The organism is Novosphingobium album (ex Hu et al. 2023) (assembly GCF_022832385.1).
Lineage (GTDB): Bacteria > Pseudomonadota > Alphaproteobacteria > Sphingomonadales > Sphingomonadaceae > Novosphingobium > Novosphingobium album.
On the sequence record NZ_JALHLE010000003.1, the window covers coordinates 102,351 to 122,193 of the forward strand.

The 19,843-nt window shown below is 62.7% G+C and carries 21 protein-coding genes; 4 read left to right on the forward strand and 17 right to left on the reverse strand.

Annotated elements, in window-relative coordinates; translation table 11 throughout:
• Positions 1–4: 4 nt before the first annotated feature.
• From cysK to tyrS, 5 genes are all read right to left on the reverse strand, one after another.
• A complete protein-coding gene (gene cysK / locus MTR64_RS02690) occupies positions 5–922 on the reverse strand; it encodes a cysteine synthase A (protein ID WP_243990484.1) in 918 nt (305 codons plus the stop codon).
• A complete protein-coding gene (locus tag MTR64_RS02695; RefSeq protein ID WP_243990485.1) occupies positions 919–2,193 on the reverse strand; it encodes an MFS transporter in 1,275 nt (424 codons plus the stop codon). Before MTR64_RS02695 ends, cysK begins: the two co-directional genes overlap by 4 nt.
• Before the next feature lie 43 nt (positions 2,194–2,236).
• On the reverse strand, positions 2,237–4,363 hold the full coding sequence (locus tag MTR64_RS02700; protein WP_243990486.1) for a TonB-dependent receptor: 2,127 nt from the start codon (positions 4,361–4,363) through the stop codon (positions 2,237–2,239).
• Positions 4,364–4,500: 137 nt separating this feature from the next.
• Positions 4,501–4,839 (reverse strand): PilZ domain-containing protein, encoded by a 339-nt coding sequence (locus tag MTR64_RS02705; protein WP_243990497.1) that lies wholly within the window; start codon positions 4,837–4,839, stop codon positions 4,501–4,503.
• Positions 4,840–4,945: 106 nt separating this feature from the next.
• A complete protein-coding gene (gene tyrS, locus MTR64_RS02710; protein WP_243990503.1) occupies positions 4,946–6,175 on the reverse strand; it encodes a tyrosine--tRNA ligase in 1,230 nt (409 codons plus the stop codon).
• Positions 6,176–6,344: 169 nt separating this feature from the next.
• On the opposite strand from tyrS, the gene MTR64_RS02715 reads away from it, so the two are divergent.
• The 3 genes from MTR64_RS02715 (at position 6,345) to MTR64_RS02725 (ending at position 8,651) form a co-directional block, all read left to right on the forward strand.
• Positions 6,345–6,881 (forward strand): DOMON-like domain-containing protein, encoded by a 537-nt coding sequence (locus MTR64_RS02715; RefSeq protein ID WP_243990505.1) that lies wholly within the window; start codon positions 6,345–6,347, stop codon positions 6,879–6,881.
• Positions 6,878–8,083 carry an exo-beta-N-acetylmuramidase NamZ domain-containing protein gene (locus MTR64_RS02720; RefSeq protein WP_243990506.1) on the forward strand — a complete coding sequence of 402 codons (1,206 nt, stop codon included), beginning with the start codon at positions 6,878–6,880 and terminating at the stop codon, positions 8,081–8,083. The genes MTR64_RS02715 and MTR64_RS02720 overlap by 4 nt, the downstream gene beginning before the upstream one ends.
• An 82-nt stretch (positions 8,084–8,165) precedes the next feature.
• A complete protein-coding gene (locus MTR64_RS02725) occupies positions 8,166–8,651 on the forward strand; it encodes a YybH family protein (RefSeq protein WP_243990508.1) in 486 nt (161 codons plus the stop codon).
• Positions 8,652–8,688: 37 nt separating this feature from the next.
• On the opposite strand, the gene MTR64_RS02730 is transcribed toward MTR64_RS02725, so the two are convergent.
• The 5 genes from MTR64_RS02730 to MTR64_RS02750 form a co-directional block, all read right to left on the reverse strand.
• Complete coding sequence (locus MTR64_RS02730; RefSeq protein WP_243990510.1) at positions 8,689–9,870, reverse strand: vWA domain-containing protein; 1,182 nt, start codon at positions 9,868–9,870, stop codon at positions 8,689–8,691.
• A 195-nt stretch (positions 9,871–10,065) separates the two neighbouring features.
• Entirely contained in the window at positions 10,066–10,956 is an 891-nt protein-coding gene (locus tag MTR64_RS02735; RefSeq protein ID WP_243990511.1) for a DUF817 domain-containing protein, read from the reverse strand.
• 3 nt (positions 10,957–10,959) lie between these two features.
• Positions 10,960–11,388, reverse strand: coding sequence for a GFA family protein (locus MTR64_RS02740; protein ID WP_243990513.1), 429 nt, complete (start codon positions 11,386–11,388; stop codon positions 10,960–10,962).
• Position 11,389: 1 nt separating this feature from the next.
• Positions 11,390–11,833, reverse strand: coding sequence for a GFA family protein (locus MTR64_RS02745; protein ID WP_243990515.1), 444 nt, complete (start codon positions 11,831–11,833; stop codon positions 11,390–11,392).
• Between the two features lies 1 nt (position 11,834).
• Positions 11,835–12,680 carry an AAA family ATPase gene (locus tag MTR64_RS02750; protein ID WP_243990517.1) on the reverse strand — a complete coding sequence of 282 codons (846 nt, stop codon included), beginning with the start codon at positions 12,678–12,680 and terminating at the stop codon, positions 11,835–11,837.
• A 212-nt stretch (positions 12,681–12,892) separates the two neighbouring features.
• On the opposite strand from MTR64_RS02750, the gene MTR64_RS02755 reads away from it, so the two are divergent.
• A complete protein-coding gene (locus MTR64_RS02755) occupies positions 12,893–13,612 on the forward strand; it encodes an NYN domain-containing protein (protein WP_243990519.1) in 720 nt (239 codons plus the stop codon).
• Between the two features lie 124 nt (positions 13,613–13,736).
• On the opposite strand, the gene MTR64_RS02760 is transcribed toward MTR64_RS02755, so the two are convergent.
• The 7 genes from MTR64_RS02760 to MTR64_RS02790 are packed head-to-tail and all read right to left on the reverse strand — an operon-like array spanning position 13,737 to position 19,835.
• Entirely contained in the window at positions 13,737–13,922 is a 186-nt protein-coding gene (locus MTR64_RS02760) for a hypothetical protein (RefSeq protein ID WP_243990521.1), read from the reverse strand.
• The gene (locus MTR64_RS02765; protein ID WP_243990522.1) at positions 13,919–14,698 is read right to left on the reverse strand and encodes an MBL fold metallo-hydrolase; all 780 of its coding nucleotides are present in this window, start codon (positions 14,696–14,698) and stop codon (positions 13,919–13,921) included. Before MTR64_RS02765 ends, MTR64_RS02760 begins: the two co-directional genes overlap by 4 nt.
• Positions 14,695–15,471 carry a TatD family hydrolase gene (locus MTR64_RS02770; protein ID WP_243990523.1) on the reverse strand — a complete coding sequence of 259 codons (777 nt, stop codon included), beginning with the start codon at positions 15,469–15,471 and terminating at the stop codon, positions 14,695–14,697. Before MTR64_RS02770 ends, MTR64_RS02765 begins: the two co-directional genes overlap by 4 nt.
• Complete coding sequence (gene metG / locus MTR64_RS02775; RefSeq protein ID WP_243990528.1) at positions 15,471–17,030, reverse strand: methionine--tRNA ligase; 1,560 nt, start codon at positions 17,028–17,030, stop codon at positions 15,471–15,473. Before metG ends, MTR64_RS02770 begins: the two co-directional genes overlap by 1 nt.
• 29 nt (positions 17,031–17,059) lie before the next feature.
• Positions 17,060–18,034 carry a DNA polymerase III subunit delta' gene (locus MTR64_RS02780; protein ID WP_243990530.1) on the reverse strand — a complete coding sequence of 325 codons (975 nt, stop codon included), beginning with the start codon at positions 18,032–18,034 and terminating at the stop codon, positions 17,060–17,062.
• On the reverse strand, positions 18,031–18,678 hold the full coding sequence (gene tmk / locus MTR64_RS02785) for a dTMP kinase (protein WP_243990540.1): 648 nt from the start codon (positions 18,676–18,678) through the stop codon (positions 18,031–18,033). Before tmk ends, MTR64_RS02780 begins: the two co-directional genes overlap by 4 nt.
• On the reverse strand, positions 18,675–19,835 hold the full coding sequence (locus MTR64_RS02790; protein WP_243990542.1) for a D-alanyl-D-alanine carboxypeptidase family protein: 1,161 nt from the start codon (positions 19,833–19,835) through the stop codon (positions 18,675–18,677). The genes tmk and MTR64_RS02790 overlap by 4 nt, the downstream gene beginning before the upstream one ends.
• Positions 19,836–19,843 lie beyond the last annotated feature (8 nt).

A 19,843-nucleotide genomic window follows, 5' to 3' on the forward strand; every position in this document is an offset into this window, starting at 1 on the left:
CGGATCACTCGGGCAGGAAATCCGGCACGGAAAGGTAGCGTTCGCCAGTATCGTAGTTGAAACCGAGCACACGGCTGCCTGCGGGCAGTTCCTTCAGCTTCTGGGCTATGGCAGCCAGCGTCGCGCCGGAACTGATCCCCACCAGCATGCCTTCCTTCGTCGCGCACAGGCGCGCCATTTCCTTGGCGTCAGCCGGGTCGACCTGGATGGCCCCATCGATGGCCTGCGTGTGCAGGTTGGCCGGAATAAAGCCGGCGCCGATACCCTGGATGGGGTGGGGGCCGGGCTGTCCGCCCGAAATCACCGGAGAAAGCGTGGGCTCCACCGCGAAGGCCTTCATGTCCGGCCACGCCTGCTTGAGTGCCTCAGCACAGCCAGTCAGGTGCCCGCCGGTTCCCACTCCTGAAATGAGGACATCGACAGGAGTTTCCGCAAAATCCGCAAGAATTTCCTGCGCGGTGGTCCTCACGTGGATCGCGATATTGGCGGGATTGTCGAACTGCTGCGGCATCCACGAGCCGGGCGTCGCCTCGATCAGTTCCTTGGCACGCTCAATCGCCCCCTTCATGCCCTTTTCGCGCGGTGTCAGATCGAACTGCGCTCCATAGGCCAGCATCAGGCGGCGCCGCTCGATCGACATCGATTCGGGCATGACCAGGATCAGCTTGTAGCCCTTGACCGCCGCCGCCATGGCAAGGCCGATGCCGGTATTGCCCGAGGTCGGCTCGATGATCGTGCCGCCGGGCTGCAAGCTGCCATCAGCCTCTGCCGCCTCGATCATGGCGAGGCCGATGCGGTCCTTGATCGATCCGCCGGGATTGGCACGCTCTGCCTTCACCCAGACTTCGTGATCCGGAAACAGACGCGACAGGCGAATGTGCGGCGTATTGCCGATAGTGGCGAGTATGCTGTCTGCCTTCATGTCTCTTGCTCCCAACGCGCTGAGAATGTGCGGGCCTCTCTGATTTCCGGAAAGATCCACGCCCAGATAAGGGTAATAACTATGGCACCGGCGCCGCCGAAAACAACCGCTCCGGTTGCACCGAGCAAGGCTGCCGCAATACCTGACTGCATTTCTCCGAGCTCATTCGACGCAGAGATCGCCAGACCTGAAATCGCAGAAACCCGTCCGCGTACATCGTCCGGCGTCCGCAGTTGCACCAGTGAACTGCGGATGAAGACGGAGATCATGTCAGCCGCGCCCAGCAGGGCCAGGCACAACAACGAGACGGCGAAGATCTTCGACACGCCGAAGGCAACCGTCATGGCGCCGTAGGCCCCCACCGCCAGCAGCATCTTCACGCCCACGTTCCTTTCCAGCGGGCGGAACGACAGCCACAACGCCACCGTCGCTGCCCCGGCCGCGGCCGCGGCGCGCATCCAGCCGAGCCCCTCAGGGCCCACATGAAGGATGTCGCGTGCAAAGACCGGCATGAGGGCAGTTGCTCCGCCCAGCAGGACGGCGAAGAGGTCCAGCGTGATGCAGCCGAGCAGGAACCGCTCGCGCCACACGAACTGGAAACCGTCGATGATCTGGCGAACGGGATGCGCCTTGCGGGCATCGCGGTGCACTTCTGGAAGATTGTTGATCGACATGATCGACAGTGCCGCGATTACCTGAAACAGCGCCGTGGACCAATAAGGCAGGGCGCGATCGGCCGCGAAGAGAAAACCGTAGGCGGCAGGTCCGACGATCATGCCCGTCTGCATCGCGATCGAGTTGAAGCCGATGGCACGAGGAATCAGACTGGCTGGCACGGTGTTGGGCGCGATGGCACCCATGGCCGGGCCGATGAAAACGCGGACGATGCCGTGCAACATCGCGAATGCGTAAAGCACAGGCAAACTGTGCACTTCGAGTTCGGTCGTGATGCCCAGCCCCAGCGCTACCAGGACGTCGAGCAGCGCCGCCATTCCGGCCACTTTGCGACGATCAATCCGGTCGGCGACGACACCGGCGACAGGCGTCAGCAGGAAGACCGGGAGAAACTGGACGAAACCGAGCAGGCCAAGCTGGAACGACGCCTGCGTGATCGACATGCCGTATTCGCTGCGGGCGACATCGTAGAGCTGGTAGCCGATAATGACGACCATGCCGGTGCCGGCCAGCATCGCACTGAATCGGGCGAGCCAGAATTTGCGGTAGTTAGCGATTTGAAGGGGGGAGGAAAGCGTATTCACGCGACGCTGCATGGCAGCACCTCCTCCCCTTGCCAAGAGATAGCGGATTGAGGAACTAGAAGGAAAGCTTCGCCGTCAATCGCAAGTCCCGTCCGGCAATCGGCACGAAGTCACGCGTTTCCGATGCGGCGATCCTTCCCTTCGCGTCGAGCAGGTTATCCGCCGCGAGGATCAGCATAAGAGGGCTTTGTTCGCCCATCGGGCGCCAGGTGGCGCTCAGGTTCACAAGCGTAAAGGCACTTGTGGGGTTCTCGTTATCGGCAACGTGGCGCTGCCGGGCGTTCCATTCGATTTCACCACGCAGGTCGAGACTGGGCGAATCGAATTCCAGCCCGCCGCGCACGCGGAGAGGCGGGATCCGCGGCACCGGCCCGATGTTGACCAGGCGAGCATGGGTATAGTCGATACCGGCATCGGTCTTCAGCGAACTGCCGTTGTCCCAGCGCAGGAACGTCAGGGCTCCTTCGGCTTCCACACCCCGGAAGCGGGCCGGGGCCTGAAGGTACTGATACACCGGGAAGTCCTCGATCACCTCGCCGGTGGGAACGGCAGTGATGAAGTTCGCGAAGTTGGTGCCATAGGCCGTCACCGATCCCGCAAAGTTACCGCCATTGTAGCGAATGCCGGCTTCGATGCCGTCGCTGCGTTCGACTGCGAAATCCGGATTGCCGCGTTCATAGGACTGGGTGGCATCGTGCATGCCATCGACAAACAGTTCTTCCGCCGAAGGCGCGCGCTCACCGTGCGAATAGTTCACCGACAGGGTCAGATGATCCACCGGGTGCCAGGCCAGTCCGGCAACTGCCGAATACTGTGAGAAACTACGGCGTTCGGACGCTGGTATCGTGTGAACTCGCGTATTCTCGTAGCGCACGGCACCCTCGATATCGAACTGCCCGACTTCCAACTGTTGCAGGGTAAACGCAGCAAACTGGTCAGTCTGGTTGTCGGGCAGCAGAAGCTCGTCACCGCTGATATCAAGGCGGGCGGTGGAATATTGGACGCCGCTGGAACCGGTCCAGATGCCACGACGCGCCTGATCGGCCTGAAGGCGAACCTTGATCGCCTTGTTGTGGAACTGCGTGCCAACTGCGCCGTCCTCGATTTCGGCGTGTTCATAGTCTCCGAATGCACCGCGAACCTCGACCCGGTTGAAAAAGCCATCGAGATTAAGACCCGCACGCAAATCGACGCGAGTCTGGCGCAATGAAATGCTGGTAGCACCGGGATCGACGGAAGGGCGTGGCGGAATTCCATAGTCGGTGGACAGCCGCTGAACCGAGACGCCGATGTCGCCACCCTCGTCAATGAACGCAAGGCCACCGCCCACGGACCAGCCCTTCGTCCAGCTGTTGGGAATGGAGCCTGTCCGGTTCGCCTGGTCAGTGAGAGAAGCAGCGCCGGCCAGATCTCCTGCCGCCTGGAGGTCGTCTGCCTGCGCCAGCGTCCGGGCTCGCAACTCCGGCGACAGCACGTGGCCGCCAATCTTCAGATTGTCGCTGTGGAAGTAGGAGGCGTCGACGTGGGCAACCAGCCTGTCGGCCAGTTTCACGTCGCTGGCGACACCGCCGTTAACGAGGTTTGCCGCTGTCCCGTAGGACGCCAGAGCGTCCACCTTGAACGTGTTGTCCGGAACACGCCGGGGGATGCGCTTATCGATGGCATTGACGGCACCGCCCGCCGGATCGCTGGCGTAGAGAAGGACGCGGGGCCCGTGCAGGACTTCGACGCGTTCGACATTGAGAGTGTCCAGAGAAACAGCGTGGTCTGCAGACACCGATGATGCGTCCAGCGCGCCGATGCCGTCCAGCAAGACCTGCACACGCGGCCCGTCGAAGCCGCGCAGGATCGGGCGCGAGACGCCCGGTGCAAAGCCGCTGCTGGAAACGCCGGGCAGACTGGCCAGCATCTCGCCGATCTGCGGTTTCAGGTCGCGGGTCAGGCTGTCCCCCTGAAGGACGACCGGAGCCGCGATGGGATCGGCATTACCGGAAATGACACGGCCGGTGACGATGATTTCCGGTCCGCTTTCCTGGAAATGGGAAGACTTGGTCTTGCCGGACGATGCACTGTCCGGTGCCACGGACTGCGCAAGGGCCGGGCGCGGCGTTGCGCTCGCAGCCAGAACGGCAAGGGAACTGGCACATGCCAGCACGGCGATTCGGGGGGGGCGTGCAATCATTCCGCCCGCCTAGTTGTGATGTTATATTATATCAAGCAATGATTTGCAGATGCGGAAAAAATTGCTGCTGCGCACCAACATTTCAAGGGTGTGTAAGGGGAAGGGCACCCGCCTTCACCGGCGGGCACCTCGAAAGATCAGCGGCGCGGACGCAGGCGCGGATTAGGCTGCAAGGTATCGACCAGTTTGAGGAAATCATCGACACGGATGATCCGCTCGAACTGAAAACCCGCACGGCCTTCATGCGCCCAGATCAGATGGGCCTCGATACGGCCGACGACAGGCAGGCGCATGACCACGCGCTCACCGCGTTCCAAGCCAAGATCACCATGGACCATGAAGCCCTGGGCGGAAACATTGATGATATGCAAGTTCACATCGCCCTGCTGGCGATGCTCGGCCATCACGGAATAATCCACCGGATGGCGCGCCGCCCGACGCTTGTCGGTTACAGAAAGCTGCGCGCCTGCACTCATTGTCATTGCCCTTGTTTGTGACCTCAGGGTGCGACAATGGAGCCAATTCACCAACATTCGGTAAACCCGGCAGTTTCATGCCGGACGAGCGGTGCATTTTTGCCGCTTAAATGCCTTTAATAATTCCGTGCTTCTTCTTGCCGAGGCTCAGCTTGCGAGTTTCGCCCGCTGCCGGCGCGATGAGCATTCCCGGATCGTCTGTCGCCTCATCGTCCAGCTTGACCGCACCTTCCGCGATCTTGCGCTTGGCTTCGCCGTTGGAAGCCGTGAAACCCAGAGCCGTGCACGCCGCGCCGAGGCGGATGCCTTCACTGCCGACTTCAATCGTGGGCAGATCCTCGCCAAGCCCACCGCCGGCGAACGTCTCGCGCGCGGTGGCTTCGGCAGCGGCTGCTGCCTCGGCGCCGCGGCACAGCTTCGTCGCCTCGTTGGCCAGAATGACCTTGGCATCGTTGATCTCGCCGCCTTCGAGCGCCTCAAGGCGGACAATCTCGTCGAGCGGCAGATCGGTGAACAGGCGCAGGAACTTGCCGACATCGCGGTCGTCGCAATTACGCCAGAACTGCCAGTAGTCATACGAGGGCAGCGAGGCCTCGTTGAGCCAGACCGCGCCCGAGACGGACTTGCCCATCTTGGTGCCATCGGCCTTGGTGATCAGCGGGGTCGTCAGACCAAAGACCTCGGTCGAATCCATGCGGCGCGTCAATTCGACACCGTTGACGATATTGCCCCACTGGTCCGAACCGCCCATCTGCAGGCGCACCCCCTGCGTGTTGCACAAGTGGCGGAAATCGTAGCCCTGCAGGATCATGTAGTTGAATTCGAGGAAGGTCATCGGTTGCTCGCGCTCGAGGCGCAGCTTGACCGAATCGAAGCTCAGCATCCGGTTGACGGTGAAATGGGTACCGACCAGCTGCAGCATCTCGATGTAGCCGAGCTTGCCCAGCCAGTCGTGGTTGTTGACCATCACTGCGTCCGTCGGGCCATCACCGAAGGTCAGGAATCGTTCGAACGCGGTGCGGATCGATGCGATGTTGGTTTCGATCGCCTCGTCCGTAAGCATCTTGCGGACTTCGTCCTTGCCGGTCGGATCGCCGATGCGGGTGGTTCCGCCGCCCATCAGGACGACCGGCTTGTGCCCGGCCTGCTGCAGGCGGCGCAGCAACATGATCGACACAAGATTGCCGACGTGGAGCGAAGGCGCCGTCGCGTCGAAGCCCACATAACCCGGCACAATCTGCTTGGCGGCAAGGGCATCAAGGCCCCCGGCATCTGTCATCTGATGGATGTAGCCGCGTTCGTCGAGCAGGCGGAGCAGGGATGAAGTGTAGGTCATGGGTCTTTTTCGGCTTAAACGGGAGCGGCGCGCCTAGCACGCTGCGGGCGCGAAACAAAGTCAGAGCTGTGTCCGCCGCGCTACGGTCCTCAACCGTTGGTCGCTTTGCGCATGGCAACCGGACGAAACCGCATTGCCCGGCGCCTTTTGTCCCATATAGCGTGGGGCCATGGCCGATCTGACCTGTCATCCCGCCCATCCGCCCGCGCAAGTCCGCAGCGTGGAATTCCGGATCATCGGTTTCGATGCCAACTGGCTGCGCGCCCGCTGGAAAATCATGGGTTCGGGAAAGCTGGTTGTGCCCTCGTTCGCGGGAAAGGGGCGTGCCGACGGGCTCTGGCAGACAACCTGTTTCGAACTGTTCCTGCAGCAACCGGGCAGCCCGGCCTACACCGAACTCAACCTGTCCCCCTCGGAGCGCTGGAACGTCTATGACTTCTCCGCGCGGCGCGAGGGCATGACCGAAAGGCCCATGCCGCGCGAACCAGAGTGCACCATGCGCCTCGGCACCGACATGGCGATTTTCGACGCGGCCATTCCCGCGATGGGCCTACCGGCCGCGCCGTGGCTTTGCGGTGCCACGGCGGTGATCGAGGAGGAGGGCGGCGTGAAAAGCTATTGGGCGCTTTGCCACGGCGGCGAGGCCCCCGATTTTCATGATCCGACTTGCTTCGTCGAAGAGGTTGCGGCACCCAGCGCCGCATGAAGTTCGGTATCGACCGCCTGCTGGCGGACCCGTCGCTGCGCAAGCCCCTCGATGGCAAGCGCGTCGCTCTCGTCGCCCATCCCGCCTCGGTGACCGGGGGGCTGGTCCACTCGCTCGATGCGCTGATCGCGGCAGGGGTGAACGTGACCAGTGCGTTCGGGCCGCAACACGGGCTCAAGGGCGACAAGCAGGACAACATGGTCGAGACCTCGGACGAGACCGATCCCGCCTACGGCATCCCGGTGTTCAGCCTCTACGGCGAAGTTCGGCGCCCGAGTGCCGCAATGATGGACACGGCAGACGTGTTCCTGTTCGACCTGCAGGACCTCGGCTGCCGTATCTACACCTTCGTGACAACGCTGCTCTATTTGCTTCAGGCGGCAGCTACACAGGGCAAGAGCGTCTGGGTGCTGGACCGCCCCAATCCTGCCGGACGCCCGGTGGAAGGCACCACGCTGCTGCCGGAGCAGGAGAGCTTCGTGGGCGCGGGACCTATGCCGATGCGCCACGGGCTGACGCTCGGCGAGATGGGGCACTGGTTCGTGCGTCACTTCAACCTCGACGTCGATTACCGCGTAATCGAAATGGAAGGCTGGCAATCGGACGGTGCGCCGGGCTTCGGATGGCCGGAAAGCCGGATCTGGATCAATCCCAGCCCGAATGCGGCCAACCTCAACATGGCCCGCGCCTATGCCGGCACGGTGATGCTGGAAGGCACGACCCTTTCGGAGGGACGCGGCACCACGCGTCCGCTCGAAGTGCTGTTCGGCGCGCCCGATGTGGATGCCAAGGCGGTGCTGGCGGAAATGGAACGGTTGGCGCCGGATTGGCTGACCGGATGCGCGCTGCGCGAATGCTGGTTCGAGCCGACCTTTCACAAGCACCAGAAGGCCTTGTGCAATGCGCTGATGATCCACGCAGAAGGGCCATTCTACGATCACGCCGCGTTCCGCCCTTGGCGGCTGCAGGCACTGGCGTTCAAGGCGATCCGCAATCTCTGGCCGGACTATCCAATCTGGCGTGACTTCCCGTATGAATACGAGTTCGAGCGTCTCGCCATCGACGTCATCAACGGCGGTCCCGCACTGCGCGAATGGGTGGATGACAGAGCCGCGCAGCCCGGCGATCTGGACGCCCTGGCATCGCGGGACGAGGCGGCATGGCGGGAGACCATCGACGATCTGCTGATCTATAAAGGTTAACCCGCTTGCCAATGGGGCTGGTGGACCTAGGCTCCCTCTCCGCGAGCACCGCAAAGGTGCCGCTTGGAGAAGAGGGGATGTCATGCAGAAATTTCCGTTTGCCGTAAGTCTCGCAGCCCTGACGCTGGGCAGCGCCGGTTTGGCCGGTTGTGGCCAGAAGACGACCACTGAAGCCATCCAGCCCGTCACCGAAGCGGAGGCCAAGTCCGTGGTCGCCGATTTCGCGACGGCGGCTCAGTCGATGGACCTGCCCGCCATCGACAAATGGTACAACGACGACGTCGTTGCCTTTGATCCCCAGGAGACCGGACATATTCTCGGCAAGGTTTCCATGCACGTAGCCAATGCACGCTTTGTGGACATGAAATTCGACCATGCCGACATGCCTGATCCGAAGATACAGATCCTCGGACCCGGCCAGTTCATTGCATCAGGTCTGGCGCATCTCACCAGTTCCACGGGCAAGGAGAAGGAAGCGGATTTCCGTTACACGGAAGTCTTCCAGAAGCAGGCCGACGGAAGCTGGCAGTCGATCCACGAACACATCGATTTCCCGCCGAAAGCCTGACTGCTGAGTAACGGACCGTTCCAACGGCGCGGTCCGTTCAGCTCTTCTTTCGCGTCAGTTCCTTCATGGCCCCTTCGAGTCCGTCGAGGGTGAGGGGGTACATCGCCCCGCCCATCAGATCGCGGATCATCTTGGTCGATCCGGAATACTGCCACTGCCGCTCGGGCGAGGGGTTCAGCCAGACAGTGGCCGGATAAGTCTGCATTACGCGCTGCAGCCAGACCGCACCGGCCTCGTCGTTCATGTGCTCGACCGAGCCGCCCGGGTGGCTGACCTCGTAGGGGCTCATCGCGGCGTCGCCGACGAAGATGACCTTGTAGTCGTGGCCGTACTTGTGGAGGATGTCCCAGGTCGGCGTGCGCTGCGACCAGCGGCGGCGGTTGTCCTTCCACACGCCTTCGTAGAGGCAGTTGTGGAAGTAGAAGAACTCCAGGTTCTTGAATTCAGCGGTGGCGGCGCTGAACAGGTCCTCGACCATCTTGATGAACGGGTCCATCGAGCCACCGACATCAAGGAACAGCAGAACCTTGACGGCATTGTGCCGCTCGGGCCGCATGACCACGTCGAGCCAGCCTTGCTTGGCAGTGCCGCGGATGGTTTCGTCGAGATCCAGTTCCTCGGCGGCGCCTTCGCGCGCGAAACGGCGCAGGCGCCGAAGCGCCACCTTGATATTGCGGGTGCCCAGTTCCTTCGAATTGTCGAGATTGGCAAACTCGCGCTTTTCCCAGACCTTGATCGCCCGCCCATGCTTGCCTTCTCCGCCGATACGGATGCCTTCGGGGTTGTAGCCGGAGTGGCCGAACGGCGAGGTGCCGTTGGTGCCGATCCACTTGTTGCCGCCCTGATGGCGTTTCTGCTGCTCCTCAAGCCGCTTCTTGAGCGTCTCCATGATCTCGTCCCACGAGCCGAGCGACTTGACCTTCTCCATCTCCTCTTCGGAGAAATAGCGCTCGGCCAGCTTCTTCAGCCAGTCCTCGGGAATGTCGACCGGCTGCTGGCCGTAATCGGTGAGGATGCCCTTGAACACCTTCTGGAACACCTGATCGAAGCGGTCGAGCAGGCCCTCGTCCTTCACGAAGGTGGCGCGGGATAGATAATAGAAAGCTTCGGGCGTCTGCTCGATCACGTCCTTGTCAAGCGCTTCGAGCAGCACGAGGTGCTCCTTGAGCGAGGTGGGAATACCCGCGGCGCGCAGTTCGTCGACGAAATTCAGCAGCATGATCTCAGCCTTTGCCCGAGGGCTCCGTGTGACGCTCCGGATGACACGGAACCTTGGAAATGTGTGTTCGGTTTGCCTTGCCGCGCGCCGGAAATCTCCCGGTCACCCGCGAATGCGGTGTGAACTTCCGGTACGCCGCATTGTGACGGCACGAGAGAGGAGCAGAGCCAGATCATCGCTGTCACCATATCCCATTCATGCGACTGTAGGAAACGCCCGTCCGGCTTGGGCGTGCTGCTGCGGGCGATGCACTGCGGCAACGAGGACGAAGGAGATGTACATCAGAAGATACCACGCCCCCAGCTTGCCGGGATGGACGAGAGCCCAGCCATGGCGCTGGTCGGGATAGATCCACGCGTGCGAGAATGTCGAGATGTTCTCGGCGAACCAGATGAACAACGCCACCAGAAACCAGCCCAGCAGCAGCGGCATCCAGCGGTCGCGGCGCCATACCCGGAACCAGATGCGGGTGCGGGCGAAGAGGAGGGCGATAGCGGCAAATAAGGCGATCCGGACATCGGGCAGCCAGTGATGGGCGAAGAAGTTCACGTAGATCGCCACCGCCAGAAGTGCGGTATGGGCCGGCTTCGGATACCGGCTGAACCGGAAATCGAAAATGCGCCAGATGCGCGCGATGTAACTGCCCACCGCCGCATACATGAACCCGGAAAACAGCGGCACGCCGCCAATTCGCAACAGGCTTGCCTCGGGATACTCCCATGATCCGTGCGCGGTCTTGAACAGCTCCATCACGGTGCCGACCATGTGGAATGCCAGAATGACCTTGGCCTCTTCCAGCGTTTCGAGGCGCAGCGCGAGCATGGCGATCTGGATTGCAAGCGCGCTCAGCGTCAGGAAATCGTAGCGCGAAAGAGGGGGGTGTGCCGGATAGAACAGGTGCGTGCCGAGCAGCAGCGCCAGCAGCAGCGCGCCAAACAGGCAGGCCCAGCCTTGCTTGAAGCCGAACAGCAGGAATTCATAGACCCACGCGCGCCAGCCCGGCCGGGGCTCGAACGCCTCCAAGCTTGCGCGAATGGCGGCAAAGCGCGTGTGGGATACCGGCTGAACGCCGGCCAGAGGTTCCAAGAATCAGCTCGCGGGGGGCGGAGGAGGAGGCTGACGCGGAAACTGCTCCAGCGCCGGATCGACCACCGCCCACTCCGGGGCCTCTTCGAGCCAGATCGCCGAGGCCGGCTTGAGGCCATGATCGCCATCGAGAAAGCCCAGCCGGACCACCCACGAGCCTTGGCGTGACGAGTTGCGGCCGAAGATCGGCGTGCCGCATGTGGGGCAAAAGCCTTGCTCCACCGTGTTGCCGCTGGCCGCAGTGTAGCCTTTCCATGCGACATCGCCTGTAATTGCCATGGCATCGGTGGCGAACAGCGCGTTGTTGGTCGCAGAACCCGCAGCAGCCTTCTGGCACTGACCGCACCAGCACTGGCGCACCCAGACGGGCTCGGCCGCAATCGTCGCGGTGACCGCGCCGCAGTTGCAGCTGCCGGAGTAGGGGGCGGTCATATCAGGCACATTCCTCGATCAACGGGCTGTCCGGTCCTCGCGAATAGCGGGGCAGCGTGGTGTCGATCGGTGCCCAATGGGGCGCACTTTCCACCCAGATCGTCGCGCCTGGCGCCATGAGCTCAGGATCGTCGAGCGTGCCCGCACGGACCCGCATCGGCATTCCGGCAGGATCGACAGTCTTGCTGTAGAGTTGCGAGCCGCATTTGGGACAGAAGCCGCGTTCGACGGTATTGCCGCTGTCCGCCGTCATCCTCATCGTGCCGATGTCGCCGACATAGTCCACGGCCTCTTCGGGAAACAGCACGTTGACCGTCGCCGAGCCGCTGGCAATGCGCTGACAGTCCCGGCACCAGCAGGAGCGTGCGCCTACGGGCTCCGCGTCGATGGTGAAATGCACCTGACCGCACAGGCATTGTCCGGTGTGGGGACCGGCGTGCGGCACCTCAGTTCCCCCGGCGCGCCATGAAGGCGAGGCGTTCGAACATCATCACGTCCTGCTCATTCTTGAGGAGGGCACCGTGAAGCGGGGGAATGGCCTTCGAGGGATCCTGATTCTGTAGCACTTCCAGCGGCATGTCCTCGTTCAACAGCAGCTTGAGCCAGTCGAGCAGTTCGCTGGTGGAAGGCTTCTTCTTGAGGCCGGGCACTTCGCGCAGTTCGTAAAAGACTTCCATTGCCTTGGTTACGAGAGTCTTCTGAATGCCGGGGAAGTGGACGTCGATGATGGCTTCCATCGTCTCGCGCTCGGGGAACTTGATGTAGTGGAAGAAGCAGCGGCGCAGGAATGCGTCGGGCAGATCCTTCTCGTTGTTCGAGGTAATGACCACGATCGGGCGTTCGAGCGCCGCGATATGCTCGCCGGTTTCATAGACATCGAAGGCCATGCGGTCGAGTTCGGCCAGAAGGTCGTTCGGGAACTCGATGTCGGCCTTGTCGATCTCGTCGATCAGCAGCACCGGCAGCTTGGGCGCAGTGAAGGCTTCCCACAGCTTGCCCTTGCGGATGTAATTGGAAATGTCGTGCACGCGCTCGTCGCCGAGCTGGCCGTCGCGCAGGCGAGCCACCGCGTCGTATTCATAGAGGCCCTGATGCGCCTTGGTGGTGGACTTGACGTTCCAGGTGATCAGCTCCGCGCCAAGGCTCTCGGCAATCTGTTCGGCCAGAACCGTCTTGCCGGTACCCGGCTCGCCCTTGACCAGCAGCGGGCGGCGCAGGAGCACCGCAGCATTGACAGCGACCTTGAGGTCATCGGTGGCGACGTAATTGCTGGTGCCTTCGAAACGCTGCATTGGCCGATCCTGTACCCTTAACTGTTCGATTAAGCCCTATGTTGTGCGTCGCAGCAAGGCAAGATCAATGACGCTTGCGGCCAGACAGCCTGAAAACGCCGCCCGAGCGCTGTCGACCGAGGGTATGAAATCCTGTCATACAGAGGTGCAACCTTCGGAATTTGCGGCTATTATCCGGCCTTGAACATTCTCCGCCCTGAAAAGGATAGTCCATGGCCTCGGCCAGTGCCCGCAGGGGCCGCAACATCGCACTTCTGATCGATGGCGACAACGCGTCTCCCGCCACACTCGACGCGGCCCTGACCATCCTTGGCGATCTCGGGACCGTCAACGTACGGCGCATCTATGGAAACTGGAGCAAGCCGGCGCTGAAAGGCTGGGCCGCACTGATCCACCGGCACGCACTCGAGCCGCAGCAGCAGTTCGATCTCACCAAGGGCAAGAATGCCACCGACATGAAGATGACGATCGATGCCATGGACCTGCTGTACGGCGGCCACGTGGACGGATTTGGCATCATGTCCAGCGACAGCGATTTCATGCCGCTTGCCATCCGCATCCGGCAGAACGGGACGCCGGTCTACGGTTTCGGATCGAGCCGGACGCCCGAGGCCTTTCGTGAGGCCTGCACGCGGTTCATCGACATCGACGCCATGGTTGCTGACGAAGCCGAAGAAAGGCCCGGAAAGGCATCCGCCAAACCGGCGGTCGACGATGAACTCGTCCAATTGCTGAACGACGCATGGAAAGCGAGCAAACGGGACGACGACGGTTTCGCCAGTCTTTCGGAAGTGGGGCAGAGGGTGGCCAACCGGTCCAGCTTCGACGCGCGAAGCTATGGCTTTTCCCGCTTGTCGGAACTCGTGCAGTCGTTGCCGAACTTTGCCACCGAGAAGCGCGAGAGCGGGTTGTACGTGAAGCGCATGCGCTGAAATCCCGCCATTTTGGGCGTGGATGGCCGTGAGGGGACTGCCGTTTGGTTTCGAACGGTAGATTGATAATATATATTATGTTAAATGACGGGTGGCAGAAATCGAAAGGGGCAGCAGTACTCTGTCACTGTTCGATGCGGAAACCCGTCACCTGAATGAGCAGCACGAGACCGATAATGATCGCGGCCCAGATCGCGGCATACTGGACCGTCTTGCTCATGCCGAGATTTCGGAACGGCGCGCCGCGCGTCACCAGGATCAGGCATGCGATCACCGAGATGATCGAGACGATCATCCCCGTGCCGATCATGCCTCGATCACCATTCCATCGAACGCCACCTTGACGTGCTCCGGCACTTCGCTGCTCACAGCCGCGTAATCCATGCTCTTGTCCAGATGCGTCAGCACGACCGTTCCAACGCGCGTGGCATCCGCGAGTTCCAGTGACATGCCCAGGTGCGCGTGCGTCGGATGCGGTTCCCGGCGAAGGCAATCGACGACGAGCACATCAGACCCGTAGAACGTATCGACCATGCCGCGCGTAATTTCACTGAAGTCCGTCGCATAACTGACTGATTTTCCGTCACAATCAAACCGGTACCCCGTCGATTGCGCCGGACCGTGCGGCATTTGCACGTGATCGACCCGAAAACCTTCGCAAAGCCGCAAGGTATCGAGATTGTCGATCGTCGCGATAGTCGGATAGCCTTCCTGTCCGGCGAACACATAACCAAAGCGCTGGCGCAGGCGCCGGACCGTTTCGGACGCGGCAAAGCCCGGGATCGGCCCGCCGCGGCCATAACGTAGCGGCCGCAGGTCATCGATGCCATGGCAGTGATCGGCGTGATCGTGCGTCCAGAACACGGCGTCAAGCCGGTGGATGTCGTTGGCCAGAAGCTGCGCGCGCAGGTCCGTCGGCGTATCGACAAGGATGCGGCTTCCCGCGTCGCTTTCCAGCAGGATAGAGACGCGTGTGCGGCGGTTCTTGGGCTCCAGTGGATCGCAGCGGCCCCAATCGGCACCGTGCTCTCCGCCAAGCCGCGGAACGCCGGTTGACGTGCCGCTGCCGAGGATGGTGACTTTCACGCGGCGGCTTTCCGGAACAGCGCGAAGAAATTGCGCGTCGTCGTCTCAGCCAGATGCTCCGGCGTGACACCGCGAAGACCTGCCACGAAGCGCGCGGTGTCGGCGGTATAGGCGGGTTCGCACTTGCGGCCGCGATGCGGCACCGGCGCCAGGAACGGCGAGTCGGTTTCAACAAGTAACCTGTCTTCCGGCAGTTTCGCGGCAACAGCCTGCAGATCGGCGGCGTTCCTGAAGGTCACGATCCCGGACAACGAGATCGTCAGCCCCAGATCGAGCATCTGACGGCCGAACCCGGCGCTGGCCGTGAAACAGTGGATGAGGGCGGGGAACGCCCCCTTCTCCATTTCCTCGCTCAGGATGCGCGCGGTGTCGTCCTCGGCATCGCGGGTGTGGACGATCAGCGGCAGTCCGGTTTTGCGGGCGACGCCGATATGCGTGCGGAACAGCGCCTGCTGCACCGCGCGGTCGGACTTGTCGTAATAATAGTCGAGCCCGGTCTCGCCGATGCCGATCACCTTGGGGTCTGCTGCCGCTTCGAGCAGAGCCGCCTCGCCCAGATCGGCATGCTGGTCGGCCTCGTGCGGATGGATGCCGACCGAAGCCCAGACATCGGCCTCGCGCGCGGCAGTGCCCACCACCTTGTCCCACTCGCGCTGGCGGGTGGAAATGTTCAAGAAACCGCCGATTCCCGCTTCACGCGCGCGCGCCAGCACGCCCTGCTGATCCTCGACGAGACCTTCGTATTCAAGATGGCAGTGCGAATCGATCAGCATCAGGCAGGCTCGTCCGCCGGCAGTTCCAGTCGCGGAAACACGCCCATGGGCTGCGACAGTGTGAAACCGCTTGCTGCCAGCGCTTCGAGCCAGTCACCGTCGCCCAGTGCGGCATATTCACGCGCATCGGCGGCTACGCCCATCTGGTCCAGCAGCTTGTCGATCGCGGTGGGCACCACCGGACGCACGGCCAGCGCAAGGCTGCGCACGCAGCGCAGCAGCGTCATCAGTACCGCTTCCATGCGCTCGGGATCGGTCTTGCGCAGCGTCCACGGCGCCTGCTCGTCGACATACTGGTTGCAGGCGAACACAGCGCGCATCCAGCTTTCCAGACCGTTCGAGAAATCGAGGTCCATGAAGGCGCGGCGCATTCCGGTGATGCCCAGCGCCACGGCATCGGACAGCGCAATATCGGCTTCGGCAGCCGGGAGGCCGGGTTTCAGCACGCCGCCCATGTTCTTGAAGATCATCGAAAGCGTGCGCTGCGCCAGATTACCGAAACTGTTCGCCAGTTCGGCATTGCAACGCGTCACGATCGCCTCATGCGACCATGAGCCGTCCTGACCGAACGCCACTTCGCGCAGGAAGAAATAGCGCAGCGTATCGACGCCGTAGAGTTCGGACAGCGCGATCGGATCGGTGACGTTGCCGAGCGACTTCGATTCCTTCTGCCCGCGATTGAGCAGGAAGCCGTGACCGAAGACCTGTTTGGGCACCGGCACACCTGCGCTCATAAGGAATGCGGGCCAGTATACCGTGTGGAACCGCACGATGTCCTTGCCGATCAGGTGCAGGTTCGCGGGCCAGTACTTTGCAAAATCGCCGGTTTCGTCCGGAAAACCGAGACCGGTGATGTAGTTGGTGAGCGCATCGACCCACACATACATCACGTGATTGTCGCTGCCCGGCACCTTGATGCCCCAGTCGAAGCTGGTCCGCGAAACGGAAAGATCGCGAAGCCCGCCTTCCACGAACCGCGCGATTTCGTTGCGCCGCGTTTCCGGGCGGATGAAATCGCCGGAATTGTACAACTCCAGCAACCGATCCTGATACTTCGAAAGGCGGAAGAACCACGATTCCTCCACGGTCCACTCGACCGGAGTGCCCTGGGGCGACAGCTTTTCCCCCCCCTCGCCTTCGACCAGTTCGCCTTCGTCGTAATAGGCTTCGTCGCGAACCGAGTACCAGCCTTCGTAGCGATCCAGATAGAGATCGCCATTAGCCTCCATGCGCCGCCACAACTCCTGAGTGGACGCGTGATGGCGCGGTTCGGTGGTGCGAATGAAAACATCATACCCAACGTTCAGTGCATCGCACATCTCACGGAAATAGCCTGACATTTCCGTCGCCAGTTCCATCGGCGTCGTGTCCAGCTCGCGCGCCTTCTGCGCCATCTTGAGGCCGTGCTCGTCCGTCCCTGTCTGGAACCGCACGTCGAACCCCTCGGCCGTGCGATGACGGGCGATGACGTCTGCGGCGATCGCCTCGTAGGCGTGGCCGATATGCGGGCGGCCATTGGGATAGCTGATCGCGGTCGTGATGTAATAGGGCTCGCCCATCGGCGGTCGCACTTTCTCTTCAGGTGTGTCTAGCGAGCGGCCTCTCTAGGCATCGCCGCCGAGGCCAGCAACCCGCCAATTTCCATTATGAGGAGCCCGGCATCGAAATTGTAGATGGGCGCCTGCGAACTCAGCGCGGTCAGCGTGCCATGCGCCTCGATAATCTTCATCTGCCGCGCGCGGGACGCATCGGGCAATTCGGCGACGAGCACACTGCGCGCCAGCTCCAGCGCCGCAAGCTGCCGGTCGCGCGGGGGGCGCGCGCCCATTTCCTCGGCCAGGGCACCGCGAAGATGAAAATCCGCATCGCCCTGCCGCAGGATCTGCATCATCAGGCGGTGAATGTTGCCGAGGTCGTGCTCAACAAAATTGAGCGCCACGCCGGGCGATCCCCGGGAGGCTGCGATGGCCGCCGCGCGTGCTTCGGCGCCGGCCTCTGGCACATCGCGCCGGATCACCGCGTCAAGTTCATCCGGCCTCAGTTCCGCGAACCGCAGCACCCGACAGCGCGAACGCACCGTAGGCAGCAGCCGGCCCGGTTGATGGGTGATCAGCAGGAAATAGGTCCCTACCGGGGGCTCCTCAAGGCTCTTGAGCAGCGCGTTGACCGCGTTCTTTTCCAGATCGTCGGCCGGATCGATGATGATCGCGCGGCGGTTGCCCAGCGTCGGCCGCGTAGTCAGCCGGTGCTGCATCTGCCGGATCTGGTCGATCGTGATGTTGCGCTTGGTCTGGTAGGGCTTGCCCTCGGCCTTCTTCTTGGCCTCGTCGTCGTTGGACGGCAGGTGTTCAAGGATATGGATATCCGGGTGCGAGGCGATGTCAGGCAGTTTGCCGCCCGGTTCCCTGACCAGCTCGGCCGCGGCTGCCCGCGCGAAGGCCCGCTTGCCGAGCCCCTTGGCACCAGACAGCAACCAGGCGTGGTGCATGCGCTCCGAAGCAATGGCGGAAAGCCATTCCTGCCAGGCCGCTTCCTGTCCGATAAAGGGTTTCGGCCGGCTCATGGTGTAGTCAGCAGCGGCGCCAGTGCCGCAAGAACACCCGAGTGGGTCTCGGCAGGCGTGCCGTTGCCATCGATGCGGGCAAAGCGTTGCGGTTCGCTGCCTGCAAACGCAGCAAAGGCTTCCGCTACACGCGTATGGTAGGCGGCGCCGCGCCCGCCGATCCGATCGGTGCCGTCGGTATCGCGCAGAGCAAGCCGTTTTGCCGCCTCACCGGGCGCCACTTCGATCAGCAGCGTCAGATCGGGCAGGAAGCCCATGCTACCAATGGCGTGCAGTGTAAGGATATCGACGTCGGAAAGTCCGCCGCCGCCGCCCTGATAGGCCCGGCTCGAATCGAGGAACCGGTCGCACACGACCCATGCTCCCCGCGCCAGAGCCGGGCGGATCAGCTGTTCGACGTGGTCGGACCGCGCCGCCGCGAACAACAGCGCTTCGGCGCGGGAATTCCAACCCGGACCGTCGTCCCCCGGCACGCCTTCGAGAATCAGCTTGCGGATCGCCTCGGCGCCGGGCGTGCCGCCGGGTTCACGGGTCACGACAACGTCAATTCCGCGCGTGCGCAGGGCCTCGGCAAGAAGGCGCGCCTGCGTGGACTTGCCCGCCCCTTCCCCGCCTTCCAATGCGATGAATCGTCCCGTGGTCATGAAAACAGGTTGATAAGCCCGTTGCGCAGCCTGTCCAGCGGCCCCGCCTTGCCGACGTCGCGCCCGGCAAAAAGCGGAACGCGGCCGGGCGCCAGGCCCTGCACCCTGATCTCCAGTTCTCCGACCTCGTCCCCCTTGCGGATCGGGGCCATCAACGGCCCTTTGTAATGGACCGCGAGCGTAACCTTGGCCTTGCTGCCGCTGGGCATAGTGGCGTGAACTTCGCGGTTGGCGACGAGGGGAACGCTCAGGTCAGCGCCGTCCTGCACCTGCGCTTCGGCAAGGGGCTGCCCCTTGTCGAACAGATGGCGGGCCGTCCACGCGGAAAAGCCCCATTCAAGCAAGGCACGGGCCGCGGCATCGCGGACCGGTGTGGTCGGCGATCCGGCCAGCACCATTACCAGCCGGCGGCCTTCGCGTTCGGCAGTGCCGACGAAGTTGTAACCTGCCTCGCGCGTATAGCCGGTCTTGATCCCGTCCGCGCCGGGCACGACCCCGACCGTCGGGTCGTGGCTGCGCATGGCGACGTCGCCCGCGTGCCCATGCCAGTACCAGTGCTTATGACCGGAAAATTCGCGATAGAGATCCGGGTAGCGCGTGATCATGGCATCGGCGAGCTTCACCATGTCGCGAGCCGTGACATAAGTCTGCCCCTCGTCCATCCACCCGTTCGGTGTGTTGTAGTGGCTGCGGGTCATGCCAAGCCGCCGCGCGGCGTCGTTCATCTTGCCGGTCCACGCTTGCACACTACCCGCATAGCCTTCCGCAAGCACGACGCACGCATCGTTCGCCGATTGAGTCATGATGCCGTGAAGCAGATCGCGCGTGGTGGGGCGGTCGTGGACCGTCAGGTACATGTTGGTACCCTTGGCGAACCACTCCTTTTCGGTTTCGGGCCGTTCGGCAAAGACCCGGTCGAGCGGAAGCCGTCCGGCACTGATTTCTTCGAAGGCAACAAAGGCGGTCATCACCTTGGTGACCGAAGCGGGCAGGAAAGGCGTATCCGGGTGGCGCTGTTCCAGTACCTGCCCCGATCCGAGATCGACCAGCAGGCTGACCGGGATCGGCGCCAGTTCCGCAGGCGGGCTGGGAACGACTGCATGGGCGGCGCCTGCGGTCACGGCAACCGCCAGCCCGAACGAAACGATAGACTTCAAGACCCGAC